The following is a 14,410-nucleotide window of genomic DNA, read 5'->3' as shown; positions in this document are numbered from 1 at the left end:
CTCCATGAACTAAAGAAGTAATGTTCAGTATAGAAAGTCGTAGAACGAGAAGTGCCTCAAAAGTGAGACGACAAGACAAAGCCAAAAATGGTTTTTGTAGGGGAAAAGTAGGGCTAATCGGTGCAAAGTGACAGGATGATTAACCCTTAAAAGCTATCTATTTGAAAGTAGACCAAATAGGGGCGTGATCAGAGGGTTTCTCAATACCACGTAACTCGTAATCAATATCTGATTCGATACATTTCTGTGCAAGTGATGGCGTTGCCAAGATTACATCAATGCGCAGTCCTCTATTGTCATCAAAGCCACGAGAGCGGTAATCAAACCAAGAGAAATGGTCATTCACTTCGGGGTGTAGATTGCGGAAAGTGTCTTCGAATCCCCAATCCATTAGCGTCTTCAGCCACTCACGCTCTTCTGGCTGGAATGAACATTTACCAGTCTTCAACCAGCGTTTACGGTTCGGTTCGCCGATGCCGATATCTGCATCAATCGGACTGATGTTGATGTCTCCCATTACGATCAGTTGTTCATCATTTGTATGGTGATCATGTAGATAGGTCATCAAATCTTTGTAGAACTGGCGCTTGTATGGGTATTTGGTTTCGTGAGCGATGTTGTCACCCTGAGGGAAGTAACCGTTTAGTACCGTTACCTTCTCGCCGTTTTCATCTTCAAACGTCGCCATGATCATGCGCTTTTGATGTTCTTCGTTGTCGGTAGGGAAGCCTTTTTGCACGCTAATTGGTTCTTGTTTACATAGCATTGCTACACCGTAGTGCGCTTTTTGGCCATGAAAGTAAACTTTGTAACCCATCGCCTCGACATCTTCGACTGGGAAAGCTTCGTCATGTACTTTGATTTCCTGAAGACCAATAACGTCTGGTTGATGCTTGTCGATAATGGCTTGGAGCTGATGCAAACGTGCACGAAGTCCATTGATGTTAAAGCTGATTACTTTCATTTTTTATCCTTCTGCGGGGCGTATTTGTGCTTGATGTTACCACCGGAGATAAAAGCTGGAAACGCCGAAAGTAAATAAGAACAATTATTTGTTATTGAGCTTATTTTCTAGATCATTCTGTACGATCTTAATTGCTTGTAATGCCGTTTCTGGATCGATGTCGTTAGACTCTAATAAGTAAATCAGGTCGACAGCTAACTTCACTTCTTCTGGCGCATCATCGAGTGGTGATTTTGGTTGGTCAGACATCACTGATTCTTTTCCCTATGAGTGATTTGATTCTCAAGCTTTAGCAACGCTGCTTCGCATCGCTCTAATCTCTGCTCTGTCGCTAAAAGTACTTTTTGCGCTTCAGCCCGCGCAAAACTCGGTGCAAATTCGACCGCTCTTTCTTTTTCAAGCACCATTTCTCGTAATCGACGTGCCCACTCTTGGTGCTGAGCCAATTCTTGATAGAGTACATTAATAGGCTTTCTGAAATGACTGCTGTGTTTTACTTCGTTTTTACGAATTTTAGTGGTTGAAATTTCACGTTGAATAGCGGCAATTTGTGCGACCAGTCTTTCTGTGAGGTACTCGGCGCGCAAGGCGGTAAGCTTTTCTTCTTTTTGCTCACGTACGATTGCATCGAGTGTTGCCATTGCTTCTTTGACACAAGGAACTAATAGCCGAGATCGGCAATGAAACAAACGTTCATCAAACAAAGGTACGTGATGCTCCCCACGCTGACGATCAAGCATTGCAGCCTGTTTAGACATTTGTTCTAGATGTTCTGAAAGCTGACTAATGTTCATGTTAATCCTACAAACCATGCATCATAAGCAAGTTTTATGGCAAGTACGCTAACAACGGTAACAAAGACAGGGCGTATAAACGTTGCGCCAAATCGGATTGCCGAGTGTGCACCCACAAAAGCACCTGCCATTAAACAGACACCCATCGTTAAGCCTAACACCCAGTTGATATGCCCCAAAAAAGCAAAAGTTACTAATGAAGTAAAGTTACTAGTAAAGTTCATTGCTTTGGCTAACCCAGACGCAAGTAAGATATTGAGTCGGTATAAGGCCATGGAACTCACCGTCCAAAAAGCCCCTGTTCCCGGCCCCGCCAAGCCATCATAAAAGCCTATCGATAAGCCTTGCATATACTGCTTTTTATTTAGTAACGGGCAAGGCTCTGGTGTCGGACTCTGATGAGAAGACTGTGGGGGTTTATGAAAAACGGTATACATTGCGGCTGCGAGAATAATCAGCGGCAACACTTTTTCTAACCATTCGGTGCTAATGGCATCAACAAATAGCGTCCCTAGTGTTGCGCCAACTAGGGTAGCAACAAAAGCTCGTCCCCAGCATTGTGGCTTAAAAAGGCGCTTCTTATAGTAAGTATAAGCAGCGGTAGAAGAGGCAAAGGAGGCCGCTAACTTATTGGTACCTAATGCGATGTGAGGAGGAAGTCCCAACGACAGCAATGCGGGGACCGTCAGCATACCACCACCGCCAGCAACAGCATCGATAAATCCAGCAACAAAAGCGACTAGCGCCAACACCAACAACATGGTTGGCTCAATCATTTCCATAAATAGTTATTCTTTTAATATTCTATTTTGCGTTTAAACGGAGGAAGCGAATCAATCAGAGCTTGTCCGTAGCGTTTTGTTACCAAGCGCCTGTCGAGAATGGTCACTCTACCAGAATCCCGCTCTTTGCGCAGTAATCGACCAACGCTTTGAATCAGCTTTTTACTTGCATCCGGTACCGTAATTTGCATAAACGGGTTACCGCCTTTCTTTTCGATGTACTCCGAATGCGCTTGTTCAACAGGAGAGGTCGGAACGCCAAATGGAATCTTGGTGATAACAAGGTTTTCCAGTAGTTCTCCTGGTAAATCAAGACCTTCAGAAAAGCTGCCAGTACCAAATAGAATGCTAGTTTTTTGTTTATCAATGAGCTTTTTATGTTTTTTTAGAACTTCCGCACGCGAACTTTCCCCTTGAACTTGCAAAGCCCACCCACGTTTTATGAAATCAGCATTGAGCGCATCGGCAACTTGGTTCATCTGCCAATAAGAGGAGAATAATACCAAGTTCGCTTTGTTGTCTTCTAAATACTTAGGCAAAATTTCAATAAGATATTCGGTAAACTGTGGTGCTTGCGGTTCATACTTCATCGCTGGAATAAGAAGCTCAGCTTGATTCTGATAATCGAAAGGCGAGGCTAGCGCCAAAAATTGTGTCCCTGAGTCCGGTTTGGCGTCAACCCCAACTTGATGGCAAAAGTAGTTGAATGAGTTTAATGCTCGCATTGTGGCGGAAACGAGAACCGCGCCAATACAACGACTCCAGATTTGTTGGTCTAGTTGCCATCCAATCTCTAATGGGGAAACGCTGACAATGTAGTCGCCTTCGCGATCAGGATGTTTCTCTAACCAGCGAGCAAGCGGTGCACCTTTGTCTCGACTTGGTTCGGCCATTAATCGCCAAACTTGAGCTAGGTTTTCTAAACGCTGGATATAAAAGCCCAATTCAGCCAAAGCCGGTTCCGCCAATCTTGATGAAAGTTCGCCATCTTTAACACGTTCTGCAATTAAGTCAGCAATCTTTGCGACACTTTGGTTTGCCTTTTTGCTTAGTTGCTTTAAATCTTTTGATTGATTTTCCAACCAAGTCGGCAGCTCTCCATGTTCAAAACGGTAGATCCCTTCCTCGAACTGGGCTGGGTCAAATTGTTTAGTCAGTTGGTTCAACGCAGGAATCAGTTCCTGTACGGATTCTTGTAGATCGTTGCGGAATCGTCCAACACGCTTCTCATCAGCCAATGACGAAAACTTACTGGTAGACTGGTTTAGCTTTTCTAACCAAGCCGCCGCGCCTTTTAAACTAGCGGAAGCAGAAGCATGATCGCGAGCAACATGAGGAAGGTGGTGCGCTTCATCAAACACGTAAATCGTATTTTCAGGCTCTGGGAGAATCACTCCGCCGCCCAAGTCTGCATCAGCCATCACGAGTGAGTGATTGGCGATGATGACATCATTCTTATCTAACTCAGCTCGCGCTTTTTGAAAAGGGCAGCCTCGGTGTGCGGGTAAGCTGTTGTTACAGCTGTGTTTGTCACTGACGATAAGTTGCCATAACTGATCATCTATTGGTTTCGGCCAAGAATCTCTGTCACCATCCCATTTACCTTGAGCGAGAGAGCGATACATGGTTTCGAGCTGCTCGATGTCCTTTTTCTTAGGTTTTGTTTCAAACATCGCCAACTGGCCGCCATCGACACCACTTGCAGTCGCGAGTTTTTCCGCACAACAGTAGCGTTGGCGACCTTTTGCAAGAATAAAAGAAAACTCTCGATCGGTAATACGACGGAAAAGAGGTAAGTCTTTATTCACCAATTGTTCTTGCAAAGCCACGGTGGCCGTTGAGATCACGACTTTACGATTGTTATAGACCGCAACTGGAATCGCAGCCATCAAGTAAGAAAGTGATTTCCCGATACCGGTACCAGCTTCTGCAATCAACATGCGATTTGACTTGTGGTATTGCCCGCATAGTGTTTTCGCAATTTCTGCAACTAAGTAGTTTTGTGCTCTTCGTGGAACAAAGTTATCAAGTTGCGCTTGTAAGTTTTGGTAACTGGTGCGAATCGATTTTTGAATGTTACTGGTTAGCATACGGGCCTCAAATGCGTTGGTGGCGCATAGTAGCACACATCACTAGTTGTACAGTAGTTCACAAAACGGAATGCTTTTATTAGAAAGGTTGATCTTGTTCACAAAAAAATATTGAACCTAAACTAAATGAAAATAATTTCAGTAGGTGAAAAATATAAAACTTCAAAAATGCCACTCATGTAGTTTTAAATCCTGATTTGAATCTTAAATATTCAATTGAAAGGCGTTTTATATTTGTTATTAATGAATCACTAAATTAATAAAAATCAAGTTCATTGTTTAGAACTTCATCGAATATTTTAAATGTCAATTGACAAGTTATTGTATTTTAATGATATTTTTATTTTTTTATGTCTCGTTTTAGAAAATTTGACAGGCAGAATAATCTTTTGCACTCTAGTGCACAGATTTTGTAGGCAAAGCATTGTTACGTTTCGATAACAAGTAGCCTCAAAAATATAAAAAAGGGAATCGGAAAGGATATCCCAATCTAAGAAAAGGCAGTGGATTAATTATGAAAAAGACTCTTTTAGCACTAGCGGTTGCTGCTACAGCAACCACTGCGAATGCAGCTGAAGTATTCAAATCTGAAGATGGTTCAGTAAACTTTTACGGTCAGCTTCGCCAAGAGCTTAAGCTTCTTGACGACCAAGACCCAACTCTTTCTTCTGGTTCTTCACGTGTTGGTGTAGATGCAGCGTACAAAGTAAACGATGACTTTAAAGTTGTTGGTCTTGTAGAAATCTCAGTACGTGAAGACAAGGATATGTATATCCGTCAACACCAAATTGGTTTTGAAACAGCTACAGCTGGCTCATTCCGTTTTGGTAAAGCATTCACTTTCTCTGATGACGTATACGGCGCAGATTACTCTTACTTCTTCGGTGGTACAGCACTTCGTTACGGTACTCTTTCTGGTGCAGAGCACTCTTCTCAAATCAAATATGCTTATGAAAATGAAGCATTTTGGCTAAAAGCTGCATACGGTCTTCCAGAAGACGACAAAGAGCAAGAGCTAACTGAGATCTTTGTTGGTAAGTCTTTCGGAGACTTGGCTGTTCACGTTGGTGGTGGTGTTAATACCGACAAAAACTTCGGTACTCTTGACTTAACAAACACTTACTTTGAAGGTACTGCAGAATACACGTTTGGTAAGGCTCTAATCGGCTTTACTTACTACAACGCGACTCTAGAGAACAACGCAAACTCTGAAGAGATTAGCGAAAATGCATTCTCCTTAGCAGGTACATACAACGTTGCTGACAAGACTACAGTGTACGCTGGTCTAGAATACACTGAGCAAGATCCTAACTTCCAAGACAAAGAAGATGGCACAGTGTTCTACGCAGGTGTTGAATACAAGTTTGCAAGCTGGGCTCGCGTATATGCTGAGTACGGTTACGCAGACGGTACGACACTTGGCTACACTAAAGATGAAGTGCTAGTCGGTGCTACTCGTGTGGATGGTGAAAACAACTTTGGCATCGGCGCTCGCGTTTACTGGTAATTAATACCCAGTTTGATATTGTAAGACCCAGCTTTATGCTGGGTCTTTTACTATTGAAGATAAGGATATAATTTCTATGCAGTTATCATTAAAAGTGGCGATGGCACTGTCTGTTCTTGCCAGTACAAACCTCTATGCTGCAACGACCTTGGTTGTTCCTGAAGATGTGAAGCTTTTAGCTGTCAATATGGAGAAGCCAAAGTTAGAGGGCGGATTGTTTTCAGATGAGAAAACGATCGAAATCCCAGACGGAACCAACCAAATTGTCTTCAAATACCAACCTGAGTTTGAAATTGGTGACAATATCAAAGGTGTTTATGGTGATGTCATCATTGCTAAGTTCGATGTGAAAAACGAAGAACTAAAATTCGAACTACCAGAGTTTAAAACTTACCGCCAAGCGGAAACGAACATTTCTCCCCTAGACTGGCAATTACTTGATTCTAAGGACCAACCAATTGATCTAATCGAAGATGTTTTAGAGTCAGATGGGGTGCAAATTGGTCGCAATTATTCGCAAGAAGCTCGCAACTATAATATCGCGGGTGGTGTTGCTGGCGTAGCAGTCACTTACGTGACAGTAAACCAGCATAATCAAGCAGTAACAGAAGTTGAACCTAAAGCTGTCGTTAGTACTGGTGCAAAATCAGTGGGCACGCAAGATAGTCAAATGGTCGATTTGCTAAAGACCATGTATGAGAAAGCGACGCCACAAGAAAAAGAAACATTTAGAAAATGGGTTGCTCAACAATAATCGTTATTTGTAACGACAAAAACTAAAAAAGCAGGCAAAAGCCTGCTTTTATGTTTTTTTATGTTTGAAGCTAAAGTGTAATCTCTTTCCATTCGCCAGGTTTTAGGCTCTCTAATTCAATCCCTCCCATCGAATATCTAACAAGACGAAGTGTCGGGAAGCCGATATGAGCTGTCATACGTCTCACCTGACGGTTTCTGCCTTCCGTGATAGTAACTGCTAACCACGTCGTTGGAATGTTTGCTCGAAAGCGTACAGGTGGGTTTCTCTCCCAGATCTCTGGTTCAGGCATCACTTCTACTTTTGCGGGTAAGGTCATGCCATCTTTTAGCTCTACGCCTTTACGGAGCATCTCCAAGTCTTCTTCTTTAGGTGCACCGTCTACTTGTACCCAATAAGTTTTTGGTGATTTCGATTGAGGCTGGGTTAACTTCGCTTGCAAGATGCCATCATTTGTTAGCACCATTAATCCTTCACTGTCTCTATCTAATCGACCTGCTGCGTATACGTCTTTCACTGGAATAAAGTCGGCTAATGTTTTACGACCGTCACCGTCGGTGAATTGGCTTAACGTGTCATACGGTTTATTAAAAATGATCACTTTGCGATCTTCTATAGCAATGCGTGGCTTCGATGGCTTTGAAGAACGGGCTGGGCGACCTCGTTGATTTTTCGATTGCCCATTTGAGTGGTTTGGTTTTCCTGAGCGTTTTAAATGACTCGATTTGGATTGGTGACTACCGCGACCTTTTTCATGACCCGTGCGAGATGACATGTTAACTACCCTGCAAAAATGTAAATGAACTGTGTTTGAAAGTTTTATGTTTTCTTGTTATCAGCTATCATTTGCGCGCCTAAAACTAACAAAAGCGCACAGAATAATAGACTATTTCGTGTTATTTGTTTAATGATATAGCCAAGTTGCTTTTAATGAGGCATTTCTAACGGAAATGACCACAAAAGTAAGCTTGGCACAAAGTGCACTCATGGATAGAGAGCGTTAGAGCTTCAAACTATAAGAAAGAGTGCAAACCGCATGTCGCGTTGGTGAGGAGGAATGCACTACTAACGTTAAGCAATGCGTCAATTCAACGAACTCAGTTGCTGAGATGTTCAGCTAAGTTGAGTCAAAAATAGGGAAATTTCATGCCTACAGAAAAACCTACAATTATCTACACAATCACTGATGAAGCCCCGGCGCTAGCAACCTATTCATTACTACCAATCATTCAATCGTTTACTGCATCATCTGGCATCAACGTAGATACACGTGATATTTCGTTAGCAGGTCGAATCATCGCTAACTTCCCGGAGCATTTAAAAGAAGAACAACGTATCGGTGATGCTCTAGCAGAGCTTGGCGAGTTAGCGAAAACACCGGAAGCCAACATCATTAAGCTTCCAAACATTTCGGCTTCAATTCCTCAACTAAAAGCCGCAATCAAAGAACTACAAGCGAAAGGGTATGCGCTTCCAAACTACCCTGAAGAACCGACCACTTACGAAGAAGAAGCAATCAAAGCGACTTACGACAAAATCAAAGGCAGTGCGGTAAACCCGGTTCTTCGTGAAGGTAACTCTGACCGTCGTGCTCCATTATCAGTTAAGAATTACGCGAAGAAAAACCCACACTCAATGGGTGCATGGTCAGCTGAGTCTCAATCTCATGTATCAAGCATGACAGGTAATGACTTCTTCGGTAGCGAAAAATCGACCACTGTGTCTGGCGCAACAGAGGTGAAAATCGAGTTTGTTGCCGCGGATGGTGCGGTAAAAGAATTAAAGCCAGCATTCCCAATTCAAGATAAAGAAGTCATTGATTGTTCAGTTATGAACAAAAATGCGTTGGTTTCATTCTTCGAGAAAGAGATCGTGGAAGCAAAAGAGCAAGACGTCCTGCTTTCTCTTCACATGAAAGCAACTATGATGAAGGTTTCTGACCCTGTTATCTTTGGTCATGCAGTAAAGGTTTACTATAAAGACGTCTTTGCTAAATACGGCAAGCTGTTTGAAGAGCTAGGTGTAGATGTTAACAACGGCCTTGGTGATGTCTATGCGAAGATTGAGTCTTTGCCTGCTGTTCAGAAAGCAGAAATTGAAGCATCAATCCTAGCGGTATACGAAACACAACCAGCACTAGCGATGGTTGATTCAGATCGCGGTATTACAAACCTGCACGTACCAAGCGATATTATCGTTGATGCTTCTATGCCTGCAATGCTTCGTGCCTCTGGTCAAATGTGGGGACCAGACGGCAAGCAGAAAGATACTAAGGCAATGATCCCAGATCGTAGTTATGCAGGTATTTACCAAGCAGTTATCGATTTCTGTAAAGAGCACGGTGCATTTGACCCAACAACAATGGGTAGCGTACCGAACGTAGGTCTAATGGCTCAGAAGGCTGAAGAGTACGGCTCACACGATAAGACATTCATCCTAGATGCAACTGGTACTGTACGTGTTGTAGACGCTTCTGGTGCGGTTCTTCTTGAGCAAACAGTAGAAGAAGGCGACATCTTCCGTATGTGTCAGGTGAAAGACGCGCCAATTCAAGACTGGGTGAAACTCGCAGTGACTCGCGCTCGTGCAACCGGTGTTCCAGCTGTATTTTGGCTAGATGAAAACCGTGCACACGATGCGGAATTGATTAAGAAAGTGAATGCGTACCTTCCAGAGCACGATACTTCTGGTTTAGAGATCAAGATCCTCGCGCCAATCGACGCATGTCAATTCTCTCTAGAGCGTATTAAAGAAGGTCTAGATACCATTTCAGTTACTGGTAACGTATTGCGTGATTACCTAACTGATTTGTTCCCAATTCTAGAGTTAGGTACATCTGCGAAGATGCTATCTATCGTTCCATTGATGAATGGTGGTGGTCTGTTCGAAACAGGTGCAGGTGGTTCAGCACCAAAACACGTCCAACAAGTAGAGAAAGAGAACCACCTACGTTGGGATTCATTGGGTGAGTTCCTTGCTTTAGCAGCATCTCTCGAGCACCTAAGCACAGTCGCTGGTAATGCGAGAGCTCAGGTTCTGGCTGATGCGCTTGATAAAGCAACAGGTGAGTTCCTAGACGAAAACAAATCGCCATCACGCAAAGTAGGTGAGTTGGATAACCGTGGCAGCCACTACTACCTTGCAACTTACTGGGCAAAAGCACTTGCTGAGCAAACAGTAGATGCAGAACTTGCTTCTGAATTTGCACCAATAGCGAAAGCTCTAGCAGAACAAGAAGAAGCGATTGTTGCTGAGTTGAACAACGCACAAGGTGTAAAAGGTGAACTAGGCGGTTACTACGCGCTAGATGATGCTCTTGCATCAACACTAATGCGCCCAAGTACGACGTTGAACGGCATCATTAATAAGTAAGCATTGATTCGCGCTATTCCGGTAGCGCGTTTGTATGTTACTTAGTTTTGTGCTCTTACAAACGTAATAAACCCGCTCATAGGCGGGTTTATTTTTCTCTTCATAACACTAGAAGGTAAAGCCAGTGTTATGAGAGCAAATGGTTTGTCTTTCCGACAGCGCTCTAGTTATTTGGCTTGGGCTTCTATTGGAACAACGCTACTAGCGTGTGAGCCCTTTGGACCTTTTTCAATCTCGTATGAGACTTGTTGGCCTGCTTTCAGTGTACGATAACCGTCCATTTGGATAGTTGAGTAGTGGGCAAAGATATCTCCTTCCTCTTCATCTGAACAGATAAACCCAAATCCTTTGGCATTGTTAAACCACTTTACTGTACCTGTAGCCATGCTTTTACATCCCTCATGCATTTTTTACTGATGTTGTTACAACACCAAGCCATACCTTTAGCTTGGTCTCATTGCTAGCTTTCACTAACACACGTCGAGTTGGGCACTTCCATATTCATCAAATTGTTAGAAATCCAACAAATTCAAAATGAGGATTTATGCATCAACACTTTCCACTGTAGTCAATGAATTCTGACAGTCAATAGTGAAAGACAACAATCAGAAACATTATTGAAAACAAATCACTTTTGAGATTAACAATTTTGCAAACTGATTCTGTTGCATGCGTGAGCTTTTAGTTAAAAGGACTGCAAGGCCTTGATATAGTGAGAAGGCATACTAACCAAGTTGCTTGCATTAGAGGATTCTACTAAATGAATAAAAAATGACGTTTTCGTGATAAATAACCGATTCTCAACCGTTAAATGTGATCTTCTTCCTTATTAAAGTACTAACTAAGATAAGTGAAGTGAGCCGAATTTTTGGAAACACATTGGTAAAAAAGAATCACGCCAGGGGATAAAAATCTTTTATTTGCGCCCCTGCCAGAGGTGCATTAGTCTCTATATAAGGACATAAATTTTATCTGTCAAAGTCCAATTAGGTGCCATATCTCACTACACCGCATGGCATGCTTATGGTAGATTGTTTTCATAGGTTAAAAACATCAACCCTTTGATACGATATCTTTGAATTGCCATGAGTAAAAATTTTGAATGGGTGACTCCAGACTCTGATCTTCTGGAGCGAGAAAGTACGAAAGTTCAGCCACCTAAGCTGTACAACGTAGTTCTAAACAATGATGACTACACACCTATGGATTTCGTCATAGAGGTACTTGAGCGATTCTTCTCGCATGATATTGATAAAGCAACGCAAATCATGCTCAAGATCCACTATGAAGGAAAGGCAATCTGTGGCACATATAGCGCAGAGATTGCTGAGACAAAAGTAGCGCAAGTGACGATGTACTCAAGGGAAAATGAGCATCCGCTACTATGTACTATGGAGCAAGCGTAATAAGAAGACTTGCTCGAGCAACCAAAGTTGTTCTTTCGGGAGGTACTTATGCTAAATAAAGAACTAGAATCAAGCCTTAACGGTGCATTCGCTCGTGCGCGTGATAAACGCCACGAGTTTATGACTGTCGAACACCTCCTACTTGCATTATTGGAGAATGATGCAGCTAAGGAAGCCCTACTAGCCTGCAAAGCGGATCTTGATGCTTTGCGCAACGAACTCGATATTTTTATCGACCAAACAACGCCGCTCATCCCAGAAAGTGACGAGACGCGCGAAACCCAGCCGACATTGAGCTTTCAGCGTGTGCTTCAGCGCGCCGTTTTCCATGTACAGTCGTCTGGCCGTAGTGAAGTAACAGGAGCAAATGTTCTCGTTGCGATCTTTAGTGAGCAAGAGTCTCACGCTGCTTATCTATTGAAGAAGAACGATATTTCTCGTTTGGACATCGTTAACTTTATTTCTCACGGCATCACAAAAGCGTCTGGTTCTAACGAAGACCCATCTTCTTCTGACTCTTTCGGCTCAGAAGCGCCAGAAGAAACGAACCCAGAAGAACGATTGGAAAGTTTTGCGACTAACCTAAACCAAGTTGCGAAAGCTGGTAATATCGATCCACTCATCGGGCGAGATAAAGAGCTAGAGCGTACCATTCAAGTTCTTTGTCGCCGACGTAAAAACAACCCATTGCTAGTTGGTGAAGCGGGCGTTGGTAAAACGGCAATCGCGGAAGGTCTGGCATGGAGAATTGTCGAAGGCCAAGTGCCAGAAGTGATTCAAAATAGCGTTATCTACTCGTTAGATATCGGTTCATTGTTGGCTGGTACAAAATACCGTGGTGATTTCGAGAAACGCTTTAAGTCAGTCTTGAAGCAGCTTGAAAAAGAAGAAGATGCAATTCTGTTCATCGATGAAATTCACACCATCATTGGTGCTGGTGCGGCTTCTGGTGGTCAAGTTGATGCAGCGAACCTAATCAAACCTCTTTTGAGTAGCGGTAAGCTACGTTGTATCGGTTCTACAACCTACCAAGAGTACAGCAACATCTTTGAAAAAGAGCGTGCGTTGTCTCGCCGTTTCCAAAAGATCGATGTCGTGGAGCCATCGCTGGACGATACGACGAAAATCCTAATTGGTTTGAAACCAAAATACGAAGCGCACCATGAAGTCCGTTACACCAACAAAGCGTTACGTGCAGCGGTTGAGCTATCGGCAAAATACATCAATGAGCGTCATTTGCCAGATAAAGCGATCGACGTGATTGATGAAGCGGGTGCACGCAGCCGTTTAGCGCCTGCGAGTCGTCGTAAGAAGACGGTTGGCGTTGCAGACATCGAATCCATGGTTGCGAAGATGGCGCGTATCCCAGAGAAATCTGTGTCGTCGTCTGACAAAGACATTCTGAAGAACCTTGATGACAAGATGAAGATGCTGGTCTTTGGCCAAGACAATGCGATTGACGCGCTCTCAGAGGCGATCAAACTGTCTCGTGCTGGCCTAGGCGTTGATAACAAGCCTGTTGGTTCATTCTTGTTTGCCGGCCCAACTGGGGTAGGTAAAACAGAAGTGACTGTTCAGCTTTCTAAACTATTGGGCATTGAGCTTCTTCGTTTTGATATGTCTGAGTACGGTGAGCGTCATTCGGTGAGCCGTCTGATTGGTGCACCCCCAGGTTATGTTGGTTACGATCAAGGTGGTTTGCTGACCGATGCGGTGCTAAAACACCCGCACTCAGTGGTTCTGCTTGATGAAATCGAGAAAGCACACCCAGATATCTTTAATTTGCTGCTGCAAGTCATGGATAACGGTACGCTAACGGATAATAATGGTCGCAAAGCGGATTTCCGTAACGTGATCCTTGTTATGACAACCAATGCTGGTGTGGCTGAAACTGAGAAGAAATCGATCGGCCTGATCCAACAGGATCACAGCCATGACGCGATGGCGGAAATTAAGAAGGTGTTCACACCTGAATTCCGTAACCGTCTAGATAATATCATTTGGTTCAATAGCCTGGACGAAACAGTCATCCATCAAGTTGTTGACAAGTTCATTGTTGAGCTTCAAGTACAATTGGATGCTCGCGGCGTATCAATGGAAGTGTCTCAAGACGCTCGCCACTGGCTGGCGGATAGAGGTTATGACAAAGCGATGGGAGCTCGTCCTATGGGGCGTGTTATCCAAGAGCAGCTTAAGAAACCTCTGGCGAATGAACTGTTGTTTGGTTCACTTGTAGATGGTGGAACAGTGAGAGTGACGCTTGTGAAAGACGAACTTAAGTTTGAGTACTTAAGTGAGAAAGAAGCAGCGCTTCACTAGATCTCCATTGAAATAAGTTTTAAAAGCGTACGCTTGGTCGTGCGCTTTTTTTTGCCTTCAATCTTTGCTAGGGAACCTAAACATTATTTTGACGCATTGGGTAAATTCCAGGTAATAAAAAACGGAGCAATAGGCTCCGTTTTTTATTGTATTCGAAAATCAGAGATTAACGAGCACGGAAGACGATGCGGCCTTTAGATAGGTCGTATGGAGTCATCTCTACAGTTACTTTATCACCAGTAAGGATACGGATGTAGTTCTTACGCATCTTGCCAGAGATATGTGCAGTCACAACGTGACCGTTTTCAAGTTCAACGCGGAACATAGTGTTTGGTAGAGTGTCAAGCACAGTGCCTTGCATCTCAATTACGTCTTCTTTAGCCATTTAATCCTCTTTAGAAATTAGGCGGTATTAGCGCGCT

General features: G+C 43.3%; 13 protein-coding genes. 5 read left to right on the top strand and 8 right to left on the bottom strand.

All coding sequences use genetic code 11. From position 1 onward, the window contains the following. Positions 1-157: 157 nt before the first annotated feature. The 5 genes from xthA to dinG form a co-directional block, all read right to left on the bottom strand. Positions 158-964: an exodeoxyribonuclease III gene (gene xthA, locus C1S74_RS05530; RefSeq protein ID WP_045400602.1), complete on the bottom strand. Its 807-nt coding sequence runs from the start codon at positions 962-964 to the stop codon at positions 158-160. A gap of 84 nt (positions 965-1,048) precedes the next feature. Then, positions 1,049-1,213: a pleiotropic regulatory protein RsmS gene (rsmS, locus tag C1S74_RS05525; protein ID WP_045400605.1), complete on the bottom strand. Its 165-nt coding sequence runs from the start codon at positions 1,211-1,213 to the stop codon at positions 1,049-1,051. Next, positions 1,213-1,758, bottom strand: a complete 546-nt coding sequence (locus tag C1S74_RS05520; RefSeq protein ID WP_045400610.1) for a primosomal replication protein — start codon at positions 1,756-1,758, stop codon at positions 1,213-1,215. Before C1S74_RS05520 ends, rsmS begins: the two co-directional genes overlap by 1 nt. Continuing rightward, positions 1,755-2,540 carry a sulfite exporter TauE/SafE family protein gene (locus tag C1S74_RS05515; RefSeq protein WP_045400613.1) on the bottom strand — a complete coding sequence of 262 codons (786 nt, stop codon included), beginning with the start codon at positions 2,538-2,540 and terminating at the stop codon, positions 1,755-1,757. The genes C1S74_RS05520 and C1S74_RS05515 overlap by 4 nt, the downstream gene beginning before the upstream one ends. A 14-nt stretch (positions 2,541-2,554) precedes the next feature. Further along, the gene (dinG, locus tag C1S74_RS05510; protein WP_045400616.1) at positions 2,555-4,630 is read right to left on the bottom strand and encodes an ATP-dependent DNA helicase DinG; all 2,076 of its coding nucleotides are present in this window, start codon (positions 4,628-4,630) and stop codon (positions 2,555-2,557) included. A 514-nt stretch (positions 4,631-5,144) separates the two neighbouring features. Between dinG and C1S74_RS05505 the strand changes: the two genes are divergently transcribed. After that, the gene (locus C1S74_RS05505) at positions 5,145-6,137 is read left to right on the top strand and encodes a porin (protein WP_045400619.1); all 993 of its coding nucleotides are present in this window, start codon (positions 5,145-5,147) and stop codon (positions 6,135-6,137) included. A gap of 76 nt (positions 6,138-6,213) precedes the next feature. Continuing rightward, positions 6,214-6,891 carry a DUF2057 family protein gene (locus C1S74_RS05500; RefSeq protein WP_045400622.1) on the top strand — a complete coding sequence of 226 codons (678 nt, stop codon included), beginning with the start codon at positions 6,214-6,216 and terminating at the stop codon, positions 6,889-6,891. 70 nt (positions 6,892-6,961) lie between these two features. Here C1S74_RS05500 and C1S74_RS05495 read toward each other — a convergent pair whose 3' ends face one another. Continuing rightward, positions 6,962-7,666, bottom strand: a complete 705-nt coding sequence (locus C1S74_RS05495) for a pseudouridine synthase (RefSeq protein ID WP_045400625.1) — start codon at positions 7,664-7,666, stop codon at positions 6,962-6,964. Positions 7,667-8,037: 371 nt separating this feature from the next. Between C1S74_RS05495 and C1S74_RS05490 the strand changes: the two genes are divergently transcribed. Further along, positions 8,038-10,263, top strand: a complete 2,226-nt coding sequence (locus tag C1S74_RS05490) for an NADP-dependent isocitrate dehydrogenase (RefSeq protein WP_045400628.1) — start codon at positions 8,038-8,040, stop codon at positions 10,261-10,263. Between the two features lie 167 nt (positions 10,264-10,430). Here the strand turns inward: C1S74_RS05490 and cspD are convergent, their stop codons facing one another. Beyond that, entirely contained in the window at positions 10,431-10,649 is a 219-nt protein-coding gene (gene cspD, locus C1S74_RS05485) for a cold shock domain-containing protein CspD (protein ID WP_038866741.1), read from the bottom strand. Positions 10,650-11,348: 699 nt separating this feature from the next. Here cspD and clpS point away from each other — a divergent pair. Further along, positions 11,349-11,669 carry an ATP-dependent Clp protease adapter ClpS gene (clpS, locus tag C1S74_RS05480; protein WP_005427554.1) on the top strand — a complete coding sequence of 107 codons (321 nt, stop codon included), beginning with the start codon at positions 11,349-11,351 and terminating at the stop codon, positions 11,667-11,669. Positions 11,670-11,717: 48 nt separating this feature from the next. After that, positions 11,718-13,988, top strand: a complete 2,271-nt coding sequence (gene clpA, locus C1S74_RS05475) for an ATP-dependent Clp protease ATP-binding subunit ClpA (protein ID WP_038866743.1) — start codon at positions 11,718-11,720, stop codon at positions 13,986-13,988. Between the two features lie 166 nt (positions 13,989-14,154). On the opposite strand, the gene infA is transcribed toward clpA, so the two are convergent. Then, positions 14,155-14,373: a translation initiation factor IF-1 gene (infA, locus tag C1S74_RS05470; RefSeq protein WP_001040192.1), complete on the bottom strand. Its 219-nt coding sequence runs from the start codon at positions 14,371-14,373 to the stop codon at positions 14,155-14,157. Between the last annotated feature and the right edge of the window lie 37 nt (positions 14,374-14,410).

This window comes from Vibrio hyugaensis (assembly GCF_002906655.1).
GTDB lineage: Bacteria > Pseudomonadota > Gammaproteobacteria > Enterobacterales > Vibrionaceae > Vibrio > Vibrio hyugaensis.
This window is presented reverse-complemented; position numbering and strand designations above follow the sequence as displayed.